Here is a 14,921-nt window from a genome sequence, read left to right on the forward strand (position 1 = left end):
CCGGCGTGGTCGTACGCGCCCCCGGGGCGGAGCCGCGCATCGCGACAGCCCCGTTCCTTGGGGCCCTAGCATCGTCACCACTGGAGGAACGTCTTGGAAGGTGCGTCATGGTGAAGGGAGCCGGTCGGCCCGAAGGTGCCGCGCGGGCCAGTGTCTGGCTGGAGGGGACGGCCAGGGCACGCCGGGGCGGGCAGCCGTCGGGGCTGGACCGTGAGCGGATCACCGCGGCGTCCGTACGGCTGCTCGACGCCGAGGGGCTGGGCGGGTTCTCGATGCGCCGGCTGGCCGCCGAGCTGAACGTGACGGCGATGTCGGTCTACTGGTACGTGGACACCAAGGACGAACTGCTGGAACTGGCGCTCGACCAGGCGTTCGCCGAGATGCGGCTGCCCCCGGAGGTCTCCGACGAGGACTGGCGGAGCCAACTGCGCACGCTGGCCGGGGAGTACCGGGCGGTCCTGGTCCGCCACCCCTGGGTGTCACCCCTGGCCGGTACCTTCCTCAACATCGGCCCGCGCTCGCTCGACTTCTCGCTCGCCGTGCAGCGCGTGATCGGCCTGACCGGGCTGCCCCCGCGCGGCCAGGCCGGCGCGATCGCCGCGGTCTTCCAGTTCGTCTACGGCTTCGGCACCATCGAGGGCCACTTCGTGCAGCGCTGCGCCGCCGCGGGGGTGACCCAGGAGGAGTACTTCCGCCAGGCCATGAGCGCGGTGTCCGACTCCCTCGCCCCGCACGAGGTCATCCGGCACTCCGCGGACCTCATGGAGGCCCGCGGCGGTGACACCGTCGAGGAGATGCGCGAACGGGACTTCGTCTACGCCCTGGAGACCCTCGTCGCCGGCATCGAGGTGATGGCGACGAGGGGCTGAACCACCCGCCCGCGGGCCCCGGCGTGATCCGAACGACAGGCCCCGGCCCCTCAGCCCTACTGCGCCAGCCGTGCCGGGAAGCCCCCGGTGGCCACCGGCCCCCACTTCACCGGGGTGACCCGGATGATCGACTTGCCCTGCTTGACCATCGCCTCCCGGTACTCGTCCCAGTCCGGGTGCTCGCCCGAGATGTTGCGGAAGTACTCCACCAGGGGCTCGACCGAGTCCGGCGAGTCGAGGACCTCCGCCGTGCCGTCGATCTGGACCCAGGGGCCGTCCCAGTCGTCGCTCAGCACGACGACGCTCACGCGCTCGTCCCGCTTGGCGTTGCGCGTCTTGGCCCGCTCGGGATACGTGGAGACCACGATCCGGCCCGCGTCGTCGACGCCGCAGGTCAGCGGGGATGCCTGGGGGCTGCCGTCGGCCCGCCGGGTGAGCAGGAGCGCCCGGTGCCGGGGGCGGACGAAGTCGAGCAGCTCTTCGCGGGAGACCGAGGTGTTGGTCGCGATGTTCCTTGCCATGGCGCCCAGCGTAGGCCGCGCCCGCCTCACGAGCCTGTCCCTGGCGTGCGTACCCACGTGCCCGGCCCAGTGCCCCCGTCCCTCATACTCGCGTCCCTCATCCCCGCGGAGGGGCCTCGCCCTGCACGGCCTGGATGTCCAGCTCGACCTTGAGCGTCGTACCGATCGCCGCGATCCCCGCCTGCACCACCTGGTTGTAGTTCATGGCGAAGTCCGCACGGTGGAGTTCGGTGGTGGCGCGGAAGGCGGCGCGGGTGCCGCCCCAGGGGTCCGCGCCGGTGCCCAGGTACGTCAGGTCCAGGTCCACGGGCCGTACGACCCCGCGCATGCCCAGCTCGCCGTGGACCGTCCAGCGGTCCGGGCCGGCCGGGGCCAGGCCCGTCGAGACGTAGGTGATCTCCGGGTACCGTTCGGCGTCCAGGAAGTCCGGCGACCGCAGATGCCGGTCCCGCGTCGCGTTCCCGGTGTCGATCGAGGCGGCCCGGATCACCGCCTCCACCCGGGACTTGGTGCCCTCGTCCGGTGCCGGGGCGATCTCGATCGAGGCCGAGAAGTCGGTGAAGCGGCCGTGGACGCTGGAGATGCCGAGATGCTGGGCCAGGGCGGCGACGGAGGAGTGGGCGGGGTCGACGCTCCAGGGGCCGGGCGGCGGCAGTTCCGCGCCGCCGAGCCGGGCGAGGGTGACCGTGCCGACCTCCGCGCGGCCGCTCGCCGTCACCAGGGCTCCGGCGGCGACGGGACTGTAGCCGACCGCCGTGACGATCACCGTGTACGCGCCCGGCGCGAGAGCCGTCGGGTCGTGCACGCGCCCTTCGGCGTCCGCCCCGGCCCGCAGCACCTGCGTACCGGTCATGTCGGTCACCGTGACGACCGCGTGCGACACGGCCCAGCCGTCCCGGGTCTGGATCCTCGCGGTCAGTCCGGTCAGTCCGGTCGGTCCGGTCGGTCCGGTCGGTTCCATGTCCGTCCCACTCCTCAGCGATGCGGCCGGCCGGTGGAGCGGGGTGGCTCCACCGGCCGGTGGTTCGACTTCTGAACTACTCGCCGGGGTGGGCGAGTTCGATGTCGTGGCCGTCGACGCCGGGTCCGGCGACCGTCAGGGCCGTGGCCACGGGCGGGTAGCCGGTCGCGATGACCGTGTACTCGCCGCTGTCCAGATCGGTGAAGGCGTACGCCCCGTCCGTGCCGGTGGTGGCCGTGCCGACCACGTTGCCCGCCGCGTCGACGAGGGTCACCCGGGCGTCGGCCAGCGCTCCGCCCGGCGCCCGGACGACCCCCTGGAGCCGTGCCCCGGCCTCCAGGTCGATCTCGATCCGGGTGACCCCGGTGCCACCGACCTCGACGGGCAGCGCGCGCGGCCGGAACCCGGCGGCGTTCACCGCGACGGTCACCCCGCCCGGCACCAGTTCGCCGAAGCCGAACTCGCCCTGCTCGCCGGTGACTCCACTGGCCAGCACGTCGCCGCGCACATCGGTCACCACGACCATGGCGTCCTGGACGGCCGACCCGGCCCCGGCGGCCCGCACCACACCGCTGAGCCCGCTCGTGCCGCTGAGCAGGATGTCGTACGCGACCGGCTCGCCGCCCACGACCACCGTGGACGCCTGCGGCTGGAAGCCGTCGGCGGCCGCGATCAGGACGTACGACCCGGGGGCGGGCGCGTCGACCGTGTAAATTCCGTCGGCCCCCGCGACCGAACGGCCGAGCTGCCGTCCGCCGAGCGAGATCAGGGTGACGACGGCCCGCGGCACGGGCACGCCCTCGGCCCCGCGGACGTGACCCCGTACGGGAGTCCCGCCGCCGCCCGGCACCTGAGCCGGAGCCGTGACCGCCGCCCGGTGCTCGGCGGTCGCGGCGGAGTCGGCGGACGCGGTGGTCTCCTCGGACACCGTGGCCGGTGTCGCGGCCGGTGTCGCGGCCGGGAGGGTCTCGGTCGACTGGGCCGCCTGGGCGAGCGCCCCGGTGGTCCGCAGCGGGACCTCCTTGATGAAGAGGGAGAAGACGAGCGCGAGGACGGCGAAGGGGGCCGCGTAGAGGAAGACGTCGCCGATGCCGTGGCCGTAGGCGCTCTCGATGACCGAGCGGATCGGCGTGGGCAGGGCGTCCAGGTCGGGGATCTCGCCGTGGCCCGTGGCCGAACCGGACACGCCCAGCTTGGCGAGGCCCTCCTGGGCGTAGTGCGAGATCCGGTGGCTCAGGACCGCACCCAGCGCCGAGACGCCGATCGCGCCGCCGAGGGAGCGGAAGAAGGTGACGACCGAGCTGGCGGCACCGAGGTCGCCGGGGGCCACCTGGTTCTGGGTGCACAGCACCAGGTTCTGCATCATCATGCCGACGCCGAGCCCGAGCAGCGCCATGAAGATCGCCACGTGCCAGTACGCGGTGTCGTACCGGAGCGTGCCCAGCAGGGCGAGCCCCGAGGTCACCAGCACACCGCCGGCGAGCAGCCAGGCCTTCCAGCGGCCGGTACGGGTGATGACCTGGCCGGAGACGGTCGAGGAGACGAACAGACCGGCGATCATCGGAATCGTCATGACGCCGGACATGGTCGGCGACTTGTCGCGGGCCAGCTGGAAGTACTGGCTGAAGAAGATCGTGCCCGCGAACATCGCGACACCGACGAAGAGCGAGGCCAGCGACGCCAGCGCGATCGTCCGGTTGCGGAACAGCCGCAACGGCATGATCGGCTCGCTCGCCTTCGACTCGACCAGCAGGAACAGCGCGAGCAGCGCCACCGTGCCGCCGACCATCGTGTACGTCTGCCACGACACCCAGTCGTACTTGTCACCGGCGAAGGTGACCCAGATCAGCAGCAGGCAGACCGCGGCGGTGATGAGGAGCGCGCCGGCCCAGTCGACCTTCACCTTGCGCTTGACGACCGGCAGGTGCAGGGTCCGCTGCAGCACGACCAGGGCGATGACGGCGAAGGGCACGCCGACGTAGAAGCACCAGCGCCAGCCGAGCCAGCTGGTGTCGGTGATGACACCGCCGACCAGCGGGCCGCCGACCATGGCGGTCGCGAAGGTGGCGCCGAGGTAGCCGTTGTACCGGCCGCGTTCGCGCGGGGAGATCATCGCCGCGAGGATGATCTGGGCCAGGGCGGAGAGCCCGCCCATGCCGACGCCCTGGACCGCCCGGAAGGTGATGAGCATCCCGGCGTTCTGCGACAGACCGGCGGCGGCCGACCCGAGCACGAAGATCACGAGCGCGAGCTGGATCAGCAGCTTCTTGGAGAACAGGTCGGCGAGCTTGCCCCACAGCGGGGTGGACGCGGTCATCGCGAGGAGCGACGCGGTCACCACCCAGGTGTAGGCGCTCTGTCCGCCGCCCAGGTCCTTGATGATGTCCGGCAGCGCGTTCGACACGATCGTCGACGACAGGATCGCCACGAACATGCCGAGCAGCAGTCCGGTCAGCGCTTCCATGATCTGCCGGTGCGTCATCGGGGCGTGGTCGCCACCGCTGTGGGGAGCACCCTTGGCGGTGCCTCCTCCGTGCTTGGCGTGAGCCCGCACACCGGCTGGTGTGGTCGTTGCCATGGGGCTTCCTTTTCCTACGGGTCTTTGCGGGTGTACGGGTCGGGGGGAACGCCGCTGTACGGGCGTACGGAACGGGGTACGGATCGTGGGGCCGCGGTGTGGGCCGCCGGGCGGGGCCCGCGCGTCGTCGCGTCGGCCGTCAGGCGGGGGTACGGGTCGTGGTGGCGTCGAAGCTCTCGCGGAGCCGGGCCAGCAGCCGGGCGAGTTCGACGATCTCGTCGTCGGACCAGTCGCTGAGCCGGTCGGCCATCAGCCGGGTGCTGCGCCGGTCCAGCTCCGCGAGCACGGCCCGGCCCGCGGGGGTCAGGCGCAGGATGCGTGAGCGCCTGTCCACCGGGTCGGGGAGGCGTTCGATCCACCCCCGCTCGGCGACGTGGGCGACATGGCGGCTGGTCACCGACATGTCCACCGAGAGCAGCTCGGCGAGCCTGCTCATCCGCATCTCGCCGTGCCGGCCGAGCAGGGTCAGGACGCCCGCCGATCCGCCGGGGCACTCGTGCGGCAGCATCCTGGTGAGCTCCCGCTTCACGGCCCCGATGGCACTGAGCTGGCGGACCAGCTCCTCGTAGTGCGCCTGCCCGGCCATGGAGTCCCTCCCGTGTTTGTTGCTTAGGGCAACCATAAGACTGGATGGTTGCTGCAGGCAAATGAAATGAGGTCCGTGCGGCCCAAGTCTTGGCAAAGGAGAACAGTGCGCGGTCGGGTGGCGGACGACCCCGCTTGGGGGCGTCCTCCGGGATTCGCTAAGGTCTCGGGCCATGGCCGACAACCAGAACCCCCACACCCAGGGCAACTACGACCCCGCGGGGAGCACGCAGATGTTCCGCGCCTTCGTCGACGAGACGCCTTCGGGGGGCCGTCAGCCCGCCGCGAGGGGCTCCGCCGGGCCGCGGGTCGGTGTGATCGTCGGTGTTCTCGCGGCGGTGGCCGTGGTCGCCGCGGTGGTGTGGCTGGCGCTGTAGCCCCCCGGGGTGCGGGGCGCGCCTACTCATGTGCCGCCGCCTGTGATCGGGCGGGCCCGGGTGCGTCGTGGTTGCTCGCGCAGTTCCCCGCGCCCCTGAAAAGCCGGGCTGCGCCCGCTGCTTTTCAGGCCCGCAGGACCGTTGGCTTTTCAGGCCCGCAGGGGCCTGATGCTGTGAGGGGCGCGGGGAACTGTGCGAGAAGCCCCACTCACCCGCACCCGACAACGCACCCGCACCCGCACACGTCCCGCGCACACGCCTACCGCCGGGGTGCCATGCTGCAATCGGCCCCCCGGCGGGTCACGTGTCAACGCGTGGCTGACGCCGGCTCAGTCGGAGATCAGGCCCTCGCGGAGCTGGGCCAGGGTCCGGGTGAGGAGGCGGGAGACGTGCATCTGGGAGATGCCGACCTCCTCGCCGATCTGGGACTGCGTCATGTTCGCGAAGAACCGGAGCATGATGATCCGGCGCTCGCGCGGCGGCAGCTTGGCCAGCAGCGGCTTGAGGGACTCGCGGTACTCCACGCCCTCCAGCGCCGTGTCCTCGTAGCCGAGACGGTCCGCGAGGGAGCCCTCGCCGCCGTCGTCCTCGGGGGCCGGCGAGTCCAGTGACGACGCCGTGTAGGCGTTGCCGACCGCGAGGCCGTCGACGACGTCCTCCTCCGACACGCCCAGTACGGCGGCGAGTTCGGTGACCGTCGGGGAGCGGTCGAGCTTCTGCGACAGCTCGTCGCTGGCCTTGGTGAGGGCCAGGCGCAGCTCCTGCAGCCGGCGCGGAACCCGCACCGACCACGAGGTGTCGCGGAAGAACCGCTTGATCTCGCCCACGACCGTCGGCATCGCGAACGTCGGGAACTCCACGCCCCGTTCGCAGTCGAAGCGGTCGATCGCCTTGATCAGGCCGATTGTGCCGACCTGGACGATGTCCTCCATCGGCTCGTTGCGCGACCGGAAACGGGCGGCGGCGTAACGCACCAGCGGGAGGTTGAGCTCGATGAGGGTGTCCCGGACATAGGCACGCTCGGGGCTGTTCTCGTCCAGTGCGGCCAGCCGCAGGAACAGGGAGCGGGACAGGGTGCGGGTGTCGATGTTCGCCGAGGCCGACACGGCCGGAAGGTCAGTCACCGGCGGAGCCTGGGGACCGGGAAGGTCCTCAAGCGCCTGAAGGTCCTGAGGGGCCTGGATAGCGTCGGGCGCGGTTTCGCTCTTGTCGAGCGTGAGCACCTTCGAGCTGCCCTGGTCTGCGGACATGCCACCCCCTTTGGGTCGCGGACGGTCGCGGCGGACGCTCCGTCGTAAGGAACGCAGCCTCCACCTGAATACCGGCGGCGAGGCCACGGCAAACGCGCTGGGGAGAGAATGTCACACGTCGGCAACGCGATGTAGTGACATGTCGACATGGAGAGGGTGAATAAGCCCTGGAAAAGGGCGGTCTGACGGGATTTCAGAGCAGTTCGGGCAGAAGGAGACGCGATGAGCGATTCGCTCTCTCCGGTGATCCTTCGACAGCGCATTCGGTCACGCCCATGGCCTGCGCACGCGCATCGCTGGCCGATTCTGTGCGCCCCGCCTGCCCTCGTGCGCCCCGCGTGCCCCACGGTCCATCCGGGAATCCATGGAGGCTTTCTGGTTACCGACGGTCACCCGGCCCGCCCGCCCGGTTCGCTCACCGGGCGGCGCCCTCTCCGTCGACCCGCACGCACCCGGCGGGCACCCGGGCACCCGGGTGCCCGCCGGACGCTCAGGCGCCCGGCGTCGAAGCGGAGCGCCTACGCCTCGATCCGGTTGGCCGAGCGCAGCCGTGCGAAGCTCCGGGCCAGCAGCCGGGACACATGCATCTGGGAGACTCCCAGCTCGGCGCTGATCTGCGACTGCGTCAGATTGCTGTAGTAGCGCAGCAGCAGGATCCGCTGCTCGCGCTCGGGCAGCTGGACGAGGAGATGCCGTACGAGGTCGCGGTGTTCGACCCCGTCCAGCTCCGGGTCCTCGTAGCCGAGGCGGTCGAGCAGTCCCGGCATTCCGTCGCCCTCCTGGGCGGCCTCCAGCGAGGTCGCGTGGTAGGAGCGGCCCGCCTCGATGCAGGACAGGACCTCCTCCTCGGTGATGCGCAGCCGTTCGGCGATCTCGGCGGTGGAGGGGGTGCGCCCGAACGCGGTGGTGAGGTCCTCGGTCGCGCTGTTCACCTGGACCCACAACTCGTGCAGCCGGCGGGGGACGTGGACCGTGCGGACGTTGTCGCGGAAGTACCGCTTGATCTCCCCGATGACGGTCGGCATCGCGAAGGTCGGGAACTGCACGCCGCGGTCCGGGTCGAACCGGTCGATGGCGTTGATCAGCCCGATGGTCCCGACCTGGACGACGTCCTCCATGGGCTCGTTGCGGGAGCGGAAGCGGGCGGCCGCGTAGCGCACGAGCGGGAGGTTCGCCTCGATGAGCGCCCCCCGCACGCGGTTGTGCTCCGGGGTGCCCGGCGCCAGATGCTTCAGCTCGCCGAACAGCACCTGGGTGAGGGCCCGGGTGTCGGCGCCGCGGCGCTTCTCCGGGGCGGGCGCGGTGGCCTGGGCGGTGACCTGGGCCGACGTCGGCTCGGGAGCCGGGACTTCTTCCTGGGGAGGCGCAGTACTGGCCGACACGGTCAACGCCACCTCTTCATCCATCAACTCAACCGTCAAAAGCGGTCATAGCATCACAAGACATGTGCACTGTGATCAAGCACCGCATAGCGCCGTGTTGAACAAGACTGGAGAGCGAGAGGAGCAAGTGGGTGTAAAAAACCCCGCACTGTTCGAGTGCGGGGCGGAAGGGCCGGGGCGTACGGACGACTGCCGCGGCCGCTACGACTGTGACGGCTGAGGCTGCTGCGGGTCGCTGCGGCTCAGAACTCGTAGTCGGCGACGACCCAGGTGGCGAACTCGCGCCACAGCGCCACGCCCGCCTGGTGGTCCGGGTGTTCGGCGTAGGCGCGCAGGCCGTCCAGGTCGTCGAACGCGGAGTTGATCGCGAAGTCGTAGGCGATGGGGCGGTCGCTGAGGTTCCACCCCAGTTCCCAGGAGCGGATCTCCGCGATGGTGCCGTCCAGGGCGCGGAAGGCGCTCTCGCCTCGCACGACCCGCGGGTCGTCGCGCTCGACACCCTCGTTGAGCTTGAAGAGGACCAGGTGGCGGATCATGGGTGCTCCGAGAAGGTCGTACGGGGCGGGGTGCGGGGCCGGAGGCTACTGGGCCCCGTCGGCGAGCCAGGTGAAGAAGTCGCCGATGGACTGGGCGGCGTTGGAGACGCCCTCGAACCCTATCTGGACGTAGTCGGCGGCCTTGGCCGGGTCCGTGATGATCACGTAGAGCACGAAGACCACGAGCACGTACAGCGCGATCTTCTTCCCCTGCACCGCCACCGCGGCCTCCCCCGCCTCTTGCGCCCCATGGGCCCTGTCGGTCCCTCTTTGTCGGCGGCGAGTGTAACCCGATCATCCGTTCGCAGGAGAGACGCCGGACCTCGGCCTTTAGCGGTCCGCGCACGCTGCCGACCCTCCGGGGTGCTGCTTCAGCACGAAGGGCCCGGTCCAATGGACCGGGCCCTTCTACAGCGGTAGCGGAGGGATTTGAACCCTCGGTGACTTGCGCCACACTCGCTTTCGAGGCGAGCTCCTTCGGCCGCTCGGACACGCTACCGAGGGAGACCTTACAGCAAGGTGGGGCGTGCTTTGAAATTGGTATCGCCGGGGGCTCAGCGGGTGCGGAAGAACTCCGTGAGGAGCCTGGCGCAGTCGTCGGCGAGGACGCCTTCGACGACCTCGGGACGGTGGTTGAGGCGCCGGTCGCGGACGACGTCCCAGAGGGAGCCGGTGGCGCCGGCCTTCTCGTCGCGGGCGCCGTAGACGACCCGGTCGATCCGGGACTGCACGAGGGCGCCCGCGCACATCGTGCAGGGTTCCAGGGTCACGACCAGCGTGCAGTCGGTCAGCCGCCACTCGCCCGTCCGCCGCCCGCCTTCCTCGGCGGAGGAGCCGCGAGCCCCGGTGGCCCGCAGTGCGGCGGCCGCCCGGCGCAGGGCCAGTACCTCGGCGTGGGCGGTGGGGTCGCCGGTGGCCTCGCGCTCGTTGTGCCCGGTGGCCAGCACGGTCGTGCCGTCCGGGGACAGGACGACCGCGCCCACGGGGACGTCACCGCCCTCGGCGGCCCTCCCGGCCTCGGCCAGGGCGAGTCGCATCGCGGCCCGCCAGGGATCACGTACGGGATCGGGTCCGCCCGGTGCCGGCGCGTCGGTCGCGTCGGTCACCGGGGGACCTCAGCCGAGGGACTCAGCGGACCGTCTCCAGGACCTCCGACGCCCCGAGGGCCTCGGCGATCGAACCGAGGGCGTCGTCGGCGTCGAGGGCGCGCAGCTCCTTCTCGCCCACCCCCAGGTCGTCGAGGATCTCGGTGTCGCCGACGGGGCTGTGCGGCACGGCCTCGGCGGACGTGTCGTCATCGTCGTCGTCGGACTCGCCGTCCTCGGTGCCGTCGAGGTCGAGGGACTCCAGGTCGGCGGCGTCGTCGCCGGGCTCCCTTCCGAGCAGTTCGTCGGTGAGCAGGATCTCGCCGTAGCTGCTGCGGGCAGCGGCGGCGGCGTCCGACACGTAGATACGAGGGTCGTCCTCGCCATCGATGCGGACGACGCCGAACCAGGCGTCCTCCTGCTCGATGAGCACCAGCACCGTGTCGTCGCCGGGCGAGGCTTCACGGGCCAGGTCGGCCAGATCCGACAGGGTTTCCACATCGTCGAGCTCTGTGTCGCTCGCTTCCCACCCGTCTTCGGTGCGCGCGAGCAGTGCGGCGAAGTACACCGTGACTCTCCCACTGTCATAGGTGTGCCGGTTGGGGGTCCCCCCGGCGGAGGCTGTGGGTGGGGAGGCTTGCGGTCCGAGCCCCACCCACTCGGAATCGTGGCAGAAACAGAGCGCTCAGGGGACGTCTTCGGCTCCCTGTGTCCGGCTCTTTTGATCGCCGGTGGGTCCGCCGTTCACCTGCGCACCTGCTGCCGCCACCAGCGGATCGTACGCGGAGTTCCCGGCAGCATATGCGCGGCCACCCCGTGAACGCCCCCACATACCCCATGAACCCGGCACATGGCCCTCACGGAGAGGGGACGAGGGGGAGAGGGACGGGCGGGGAGAGGCGCGGGAGGGTCGGTGTCAGGTCACCAGCGGAAGGTGCGCATGCGCATGGCGTGGCGGAGCCGGGCGGCCTTGGCGCGGCGCGGCTGGACCCGGTCGCGCAGCTCCCGGGCCTCGGTCAGCTCCCGCAGGAACTGCGCCCGCCGCCGTCGGCGCGCGGCCTCGTTCTCCCGCCCGCTTGCCTGCGCCGCCCCGTCAGCCATGCCTGCCACCTCTTCGGCCCGTCGCACCGCCACCCGCACCCCTTCCACGGTTCCGTCCACGGCTTCGTCCACGGTCCTGTCCACGGCTTCGTCCTCGGTCACCCGCGCCGCGCCTCCGGTTCCGCGCGCCGTCCCGGCCGTCGGGGGTCTCGTCCGCCCGGCGCTTCGCGCCGGTCCGCCGCCGGTGCGTTCCGCCCGGTCGTCCGCTCGCGCCGGCGCACCGGCCCTGCGCGCCGTTCCGGCGGGCGATCGAGGCGGTGCTCCCCGCCGCGTCCCGCGCTCGGCCGTCCCGGCGGATGTCCGGGGCGCTCGACGGCTCTGTCGTTCCGCTCCGTCGGCGGTACCGGTCGCGCCGCGGGTCGTCCGCCCCGGCGGACGTGGGGAAACGTTGTTCGGGTCTGGCATGGGCTCACCACCGTCAGGCGTCGGTCGTTCCGTCGCCGCTCCGTTCATCCCACTTTCCCTCCGATGGCGGGTTTGATGCCATCGGAGGGAGCGGTGGGTGGTGGAGGGTGAGGGGGCGCTCGGAGGTGTTGCCCCGGTTACTGTTGTGGACATGCGTCTCCACGTCGTCGACCACCCTCTGGTCGCCCACAAGCTCACCACGCTGCGCGACCGGCGCACCGACTCCCCGACCTTCCGTCGCCTCGCCGACGAACTGGTCACCCTGCTCGCCTACGAGGCCACGCGGGACGTGCGCACCGAGCTGGTCGACATCACGACGCCGGTCGCCTCGACCACGGGCGTCAAGCTCTCCCACCCGCGCCCGCTCGTCGTGCCCATCCTCCGGGCGGGCCTCGGCATGCTCGACGGCATGGTCCGGCTGCTGCCGACCGCCGAGGTGGGTTTCCTGGGCATGATCCGCAACGAGGAGACGCTCGAGGCGTCCACGTACGCCACCCGCATGCCGGAGGACCTCTCCGGGCGTCAGGTGTACGTCCTCGACCCCATGCTCGCCACCGGCGGCACCCTGGTCGCCGCGATCCGCGAGCTCATCGCGCGCGGCGCCGACGACGTGACCGCCGTGGTGCTCCTCGCCGCCCCCGAGGGTGTCGAGGTCATGGAGCGGGAGCTGGCCGGCTCACCGGTCACGGTCGTGACCGCCGCCGTCGACGAGCGCCTGAACGAGCACGGCTACATCGTGCCGGGCCTGGGAGACGCGGGCGACCGCCTCTACGGCGCCGCCGAGTAGCTCCTCGGACTCGTACGTCAGCAGGGTTTCGCGGCGGAGGGCGTCGGCTCGGGCCTGGTCAGATCGGCCAGGGCCTTGTCGGCGTCCTTCTGCTTGCTGAGGGCCTTGAAGCCGGTACCGATGACGAGGTCCACCTCGGTGGCCTTCTTCCGGGCGTCGGTCTTCAGCTGCGCGCCGCCGAGCTGGGTGTTGAGTACGGGGAGCGCCGCGCTCTCGGCGGCCTTCGCGCCGAGCAGTATCGCGGTCCCCTTGACCTTCTTGTCGTACTCCTCGGTCGCGTTGCCCACGTTTCCGATGCGGAAGCCGCGCTTCTTCAGGGCGGCGGCGGTCTCCTTGGCGAGACCGGCACGGGGCGTGGCGTTGAGGACGTTGACGGTGATCCTGCCGGGTGCGGGATAGCCCTTAGAGGGTGCCGCCGGCTTCCCGGCCGGCCCGCTCTTCTTCGGGGACGGGCTCACCCGGGACGCGCAGTCGGCCTTGGGGCCGGCCGCGGCGGCCTGGTCCCCGTCGCCGGTGAAGACGTCGATGAGCTGCAGGGTTCCCCAGCCGGCGAGGCCCAGGGCGGTCACGGACGCGACGACCGCGAGGACCAGCCTGCGACGCCTCCTGGGCCGGCGCAGCTTCGGGTACTTGTCCCCCGTGATCCGGTACTGGCCGCCCATGCCGGGAGGCGTCAGCATGCTCATGGGCGCAGCGTAGTGCCGTTGGACGGCGATGCCTACTAGATGATCATTCACCGCGCTGCAGTCCAACCCGAAAGGGCCAACCGGCCACCTGTTCGGAGGCAGGGGCAGGGGGCTGAGGGCAGGGGGCGGTGCGGGCTAGTCCAGTTCGAGGACGCGGGCGTGGAGCACCTGGCGTTGCTGGAGGGCCGCGCGGACGGCGCGGTGGAGGCCGTCCTCCAGGTACAGATCGCCCTGCCACTTCACCACGTGCGCGAAGAGGTCGCCGTAGAACGTGGAGTCCTCGGCGAGGAGGGTCTCCAGGTCCAGCTGCCCCTTGGTCGTCACGAGCTGATCGAGGCGGACCGGGCGCGGTGCGACGTCCGCCCACTGCCGGGTGCTTTCCCGGCCGTGGTCGGGGTACGGCCGGCCGTTTCCGATGCGCTTGAAGATCACACGGAAAGCCTACCGGTCGAGACGTTCCGGGCGCAGCCATGGCGGCGGAGTGTGAGCGCGGAAAAGGGTGAGCGAAGTGGGGCAAAGCGGTGATTCCGTGGGGGCGGTGGCGGTCGTCGGTGCCCGGCGTGGGCCTTTCGCGGAAGGCGTGGGTCCGGCACGGGGGACGGCGAACGCCCCGGGGCCGGCGGCTCCGGGGCGTTCGCGGTGGGGGTGCGACGGGGTCAGCCGGCGGGCCGGCGGTGTGAGGGGTGCTTGTCCGTGACGGGGGTCTGACGGTCCGCGGCGGAGTGCTCTCCCGTCCGCTCTCCCCTCCGCTCGCCGGTCCGTTCGAGGGGTCGGGGGGTCGGCTCGGGGGTGCTGCGCAGGGCCTCGGCCCGGAGGAGGGCGCGGAGGACCGTGTAGGGGTCAGCGGGCATGGGGGTGTCCGTCCTGTCCTGTGCTGTGGCTGGTTCGGCGGTGCTGAGGTGGTGGGCGAGTGAGCGGGGCTCTCTCAGCAGCGCAGGACAACGGAGCGCAGGGGGTGCGGTGCGTACGCGGGGTGGGGCGACGGTGAGGCGAGGGCGGGCCGGGGGCCGTGGTGGCGTCCGGGGACGGCCGGCGCCGGGCGGAGCGGGGGCGCGGGACGAGAGATGGGGCGGGCGGCGCTTTCGAGGGGGTCGTGCTCGGCGGCCGGGAGTTCGCTCGCCAGGGCGGGCGCGAGCGAGGGGACGCCGGCGGCCGGGGTGGTGGGGAGGAGAAGGGCGACGGTCAGGGCGAGCACCCGCAGCCAGGCTCCGCGCCGGGCTCTCTTCCTCGCTCGGGCACGGAGGGCTTCCGTGAGGGTGGGGTGCACGGGGGAGGGATTCCCGGGCGAGGGGCGGGCGCGCCGGGTGGGGCGGGGGATCCGCTCGATCGGCGTACGGGCAGGGGAGGGCGTCCGGGCGTACGCGTGTGGGGGGCCGGGAGTGCGGGCAGGCGCCTGCGGAGCGTCTGGTGTGTGGGCTTGCGCCTGCGGGGCGCCCCACGTGCATGCCCGCACGGATGCGCGGGCGTGCGACTGTGGCCTGGTGCGTGCGGGGGGCCGGCGTGCCGACAGGGGTGTGCGGCCTCCGGCGTGCGGGCAGGCGCCTGCGGAGCGTCTGGTGTGTGGGCTTGCGCCTGCGGGGCGCCCCATGTGCATGGCCGCACGGATGCGCGGGCGTGCGACTGTGGCCTGGTGCGTGCGGGGGGCCAGCGTGCCGACAGGGGTGTGCGGCCTCCGGCGTGCGGGCAGGCGCCTGCGGAGCGTCTGGTGTGTGGGCTTGCGCCTGCGGGGCGCCCCACGTGCATGCCCGCACGGATGCGCGGGCGTGCGACTGGACGGGTGCGTGAGGGGGACCCGGCC

Annotated in this window: 18 protein-coding genes and 1 tRNA gene; 3 read left to right on the forward strand and 16 right to left on the reverse strand. The window is 71.9% G+C overall.

Annotated elements, in window-relative coordinates; genetic code table 11:
- Positions 1-107: 107 nt before the first annotated feature.
- Positions 108-869 carry a TetR/AcrR family transcriptional regulator gene (locus tag SCAB_RS22460; RefSeq protein ID WP_013002367.1) on the forward strand — a complete coding sequence of 254 codons (762 nt, stop codon included), beginning with the start codon at positions 108-110 and terminating at the stop codon, positions 867-869.
- Positions 870-925: 56 nt separating this feature from the next.
- On the opposite strand, the gene SCAB_RS22465 is transcribed toward SCAB_RS22460, so the two are convergent.
- The 4 genes from SCAB_RS22465 to SCAB_RS22480 form a co-directional block, all read right to left on the reverse strand.
- A complete protein-coding gene (locus tag SCAB_RS22465) occupies positions 926-1,390 on the reverse strand; it encodes a PPOX class F420-dependent oxidoreductase (RefSeq protein WP_013002368.1) in 465 nt (154 codons plus the stop codon).
- A gap of 97 nt (positions 1,391-1,487) precedes the next feature.
- Positions 1,488-2,351: a YceI family protein gene (locus SCAB_RS22470; protein WP_013002369.1), complete on the reverse strand. Its 864-nt coding sequence runs from the start codon at positions 2,349-2,351 to the stop codon at positions 1,488-1,490.
- A 76-nt stretch (positions 2,352-2,427) separates the two neighbouring features.
- Positions 2,428-4,929: an MFS transporter gene (locus SCAB_RS22475; RefSeq protein ID WP_086022881.1), complete on the reverse strand. Its 2,502-nt coding sequence runs from the start codon at positions 4,927-4,929 to the stop codon at positions 2,428-2,430.
- Between the two features lie 139 nt (positions 4,930-5,068).
- Entirely contained in the window at positions 5,069-5,515 is a 447-nt protein-coding gene (locus SCAB_RS22480) for a MarR family winged helix-turn-helix transcriptional regulator (protein WP_013002371.1), read from the reverse strand.
- Between the two features lie 172 nt (positions 5,516-5,687).
- Between SCAB_RS22480 and SCAB_RS22485 the strand changes: the two genes are divergently transcribed.
- Complete coding sequence (locus SCAB_RS22485; RefSeq protein ID WP_013002372.1) at positions 5,688-5,891, forward strand: hypothetical protein; 204 nt, start codon at positions 5,688-5,690, stop codon at positions 5,889-5,891.
- 329 nt (positions 5,892-6,220) lie between these two features.
- Here SCAB_RS22485 and SCAB_RS22490 read toward each other — a convergent pair whose 3' ends face one another.
- From SCAB_RS22490 to SCAB_RS46475, 8 genes are all read right to left on the reverse strand, one after another.
- Positions 6,221-7,141 (reverse strand): RNA polymerase sigma factor SigF, encoded by a 921-nt coding sequence (locus SCAB_RS22490; protein WP_013002373.1) that lies wholly within the window; start codon positions 7,139-7,141, stop codon positions 6,221-6,223.
- 518 nt (positions 7,142-7,659) lie between these two features.
- The gene (locus SCAB_RS22495; protein ID WP_037725961.1) at positions 7,660-8,547 is read right to left on the reverse strand and encodes an RNA polymerase sigma factor SigF; all 888 of its coding nucleotides are present in this window, start codon (positions 8,545-8,547) and stop codon (positions 7,660-7,662) included.
- A gap of 218 nt (positions 8,548-8,765) precedes the next feature.
- Positions 8,766-9,059 carry a Dabb family protein gene (locus SCAB_RS22500; RefSeq protein WP_013002375.1) on the reverse strand — a complete coding sequence of 98 codons (294 nt, stop codon included), beginning with the start codon at positions 9,057-9,059 and terminating at the stop codon, positions 8,766-8,768.
- Positions 9,060-9,104: 45 nt separating this feature from the next.
- Positions 9,105-9,281 (reverse strand): hypothetical protein, encoded by a 177-nt coding sequence (locus tag SCAB_RS47780; protein ID WP_013002376.1) that lies wholly within the window; start codon positions 9,279-9,281, stop codon positions 9,105-9,107.
- A 192-nt stretch (positions 9,282-9,473) separates the two neighbouring features.
- Positions 9,474-9,558 (reverse strand) — tRNA-Ser (locus tag SCAB_RS22510).
- A gap of 55 nt (positions 9,559-9,613) precedes the next feature.
- Positions 9,614-10,165, reverse strand: coding sequence for a nucleoside deaminase (locus tag SCAB_RS22515; RefSeq protein ID WP_013002377.1), 552 nt, complete (start codon positions 10,163-10,165; stop codon positions 9,614-9,616).
- A 22-nt stretch (positions 10,166-10,187) separates the two neighbouring features.
- Positions 10,188-10,712 carry a tRNA adenosine deaminase-associated protein gene (locus tag SCAB_RS22520; protein WP_013002378.1) on the reverse strand — a complete coding sequence of 175 codons (525 nt, stop codon included), beginning with the start codon at positions 10,710-10,712 and terminating at the stop codon, positions 10,188-10,190.
- A gap of 353 nt (positions 10,713-11,065) precedes the next feature.
- The gene (locus tag SCAB_RS46475) at positions 11,066-11,245 is read right to left on the reverse strand and encodes a hypothetical protein (protein ID WP_037726266.1); all 180 of its coding nucleotides are present in this window, start codon (positions 11,243-11,245) and stop codon (positions 11,066-11,068) included.
- A 556-nt stretch (positions 11,246-11,801) separates the two neighbouring features.
- Here SCAB_RS46475 and upp point away from each other — a divergent pair.
- Entirely contained in the window at positions 11,802-12,437 is a 636-nt protein-coding gene (gene upp / locus SCAB_RS22530; protein ID WP_013002380.1) for a uracil phosphoribosyltransferase, read from the forward strand.
- 17 nt (positions 12,438-12,454) lie between these two features.
- On the opposite strand, the gene SCAB_RS22535 is transcribed toward upp, so the two are convergent.
- The 4 genes from SCAB_RS22535 to SCAB_RS22550 all read right to left on the reverse strand — a co-directional run bounded on the left by SCAB_RS22535 (position 12,455) and on the right by SCAB_RS22550 (position 14,390).
- Positions 12,455-13,099 carry a LytR C-terminal domain-containing protein gene (locus tag SCAB_RS22535; protein ID WP_013002381.1) on the reverse strand — a complete coding sequence of 215 codons (645 nt, stop codon included), beginning with the start codon at positions 13,097-13,099 and terminating at the stop codon, positions 12,455-12,457.
- A 159-nt stretch (positions 13,100-13,258) separates the two neighbouring features.
- The gene (locus SCAB_RS22540; RefSeq protein ID WP_003999914.1) at positions 13,259-13,555 is read right to left on the reverse strand and encodes a type II toxin-antitoxin system VapB family antitoxin; all 297 of its coding nucleotides are present in this window, start codon (positions 13,553-13,555) and stop codon (positions 13,259-13,261) included.
- Between the two features lie 224 nt (positions 13,556-13,779).
- Complete coding sequence (locus SCAB_RS22545) at positions 13,780-13,974, reverse strand: hypothetical protein (RefSeq protein WP_013002382.1); 195 nt, start codon at positions 13,972-13,974, stop codon at positions 13,780-13,782.
- A 74-nt stretch (positions 13,975-14,048) separates the two neighbouring features.
- Positions 14,049-14,390 (reverse strand): hypothetical protein, encoded by a 342-nt coding sequence (locus SCAB_RS22550; RefSeq protein ID WP_148274220.1) that lies wholly within the window; start codon positions 14,388-14,390, stop codon positions 14,049-14,051.
- Positions 14,391-14,921: the final 531 nt, after the last annotated feature.

This window comes from Streptomyces scabiei 87.22, assembly GCF_000091305.1.
In the GTDB taxonomy this organism is placed as follows: Bacteria; Actinomycetota; Actinomycetes; order Streptomycetales; family Streptomycetaceae; genus Streptomyces; species Streptomyces scabiei.

Coding starts and splice junctions, on each gene's coding strand:
- SCAB_RS22465 (WP_013002368.1), bottom strand. CDS start 1,390: ATGGCAAGGAACATCGCGACCAACACCTCGGTCTCCCGCGAAGAGCTG.
- SCAB_RS22470 (WP_013002369.1), bottom strand. CDS start 2,351: ATGGAACCGACCGGACCGACCGGACCGACCGGACTGACCGGACTGACC.
- SCAB_RS22475 (WP_086022881.1), bottom strand. CDS start 4,929: ATGGCAACGACCACACCAGCCGGTGTGCGGGCTCACGCCAAGCACGGA.
- SCAB_RS22480 (WP_013002371.1), bottom strand. CDS start 5,515: ATGGCCGGGCAGGCGCACTACGAGGAGCTGGTCCGCCAGCTCAGTGCC.
- SCAB_RS22460 (WP_013002367.1), top strand. CDS start 108: ATGGTGAAGGGAGCCGGTCGGCCCGAAGGTGCCGCGCGGGCCAGTGTC.
- upp (WP_013002380.1), top strand. CDS start 11,802: ATGCGTCTCCACGTCGTCGACCACCCTCTGGTCGCCCACAAGCTCACC.
- SCAB_RS22545 (WP_013002382.1), bottom strand. CDS start 13,974: ATGCCCGCTGACCCCTACACGGTCCTCCGCGCCCTCCTCCGGGCCGAG.
- SCAB_RS22490 (WP_013002373.1), bottom strand. CDS start 7,141: ATGTCCGCAGACCAGGGCAGCTCGAAGGTGCTCACGCTCGACAAGAGC.
- SCAB_RS22535 (WP_013002381.1), bottom strand. CDS start 13,099: ATGGGCGGCCAGTACCGGATCACGGGGGACAAGTACCCGAAGCTGCGC.
- SCAB_RS22485 (WP_013002372.1), top strand. CDS start 5,688: ATGGCCGACAACCAGAACCCCCACACCCAGGGCAACTACGACCCCGCG.
- SCAB_RS22500 (WP_013002375.1), bottom strand. CDS start 9,059: ATGATCCGCCACCTGGTCCTCTTCAAGCTCAACGAGGGTGTCGAGCGC.
- SCAB_RS46475 (WP_037726266.1), bottom strand. CDS start 11,245: ATGGCTGACGGGGCGGCGCAGGCAAGCGGGCGGGAGAACGAGGCCGCG.
- SCAB_RS22495 (WP_037725961.1), bottom strand. CDS start 8,547: ATGGATGAAGAGGTGGCGTTGACCGTGTCGGCCAGTACTGCGCCTCCC.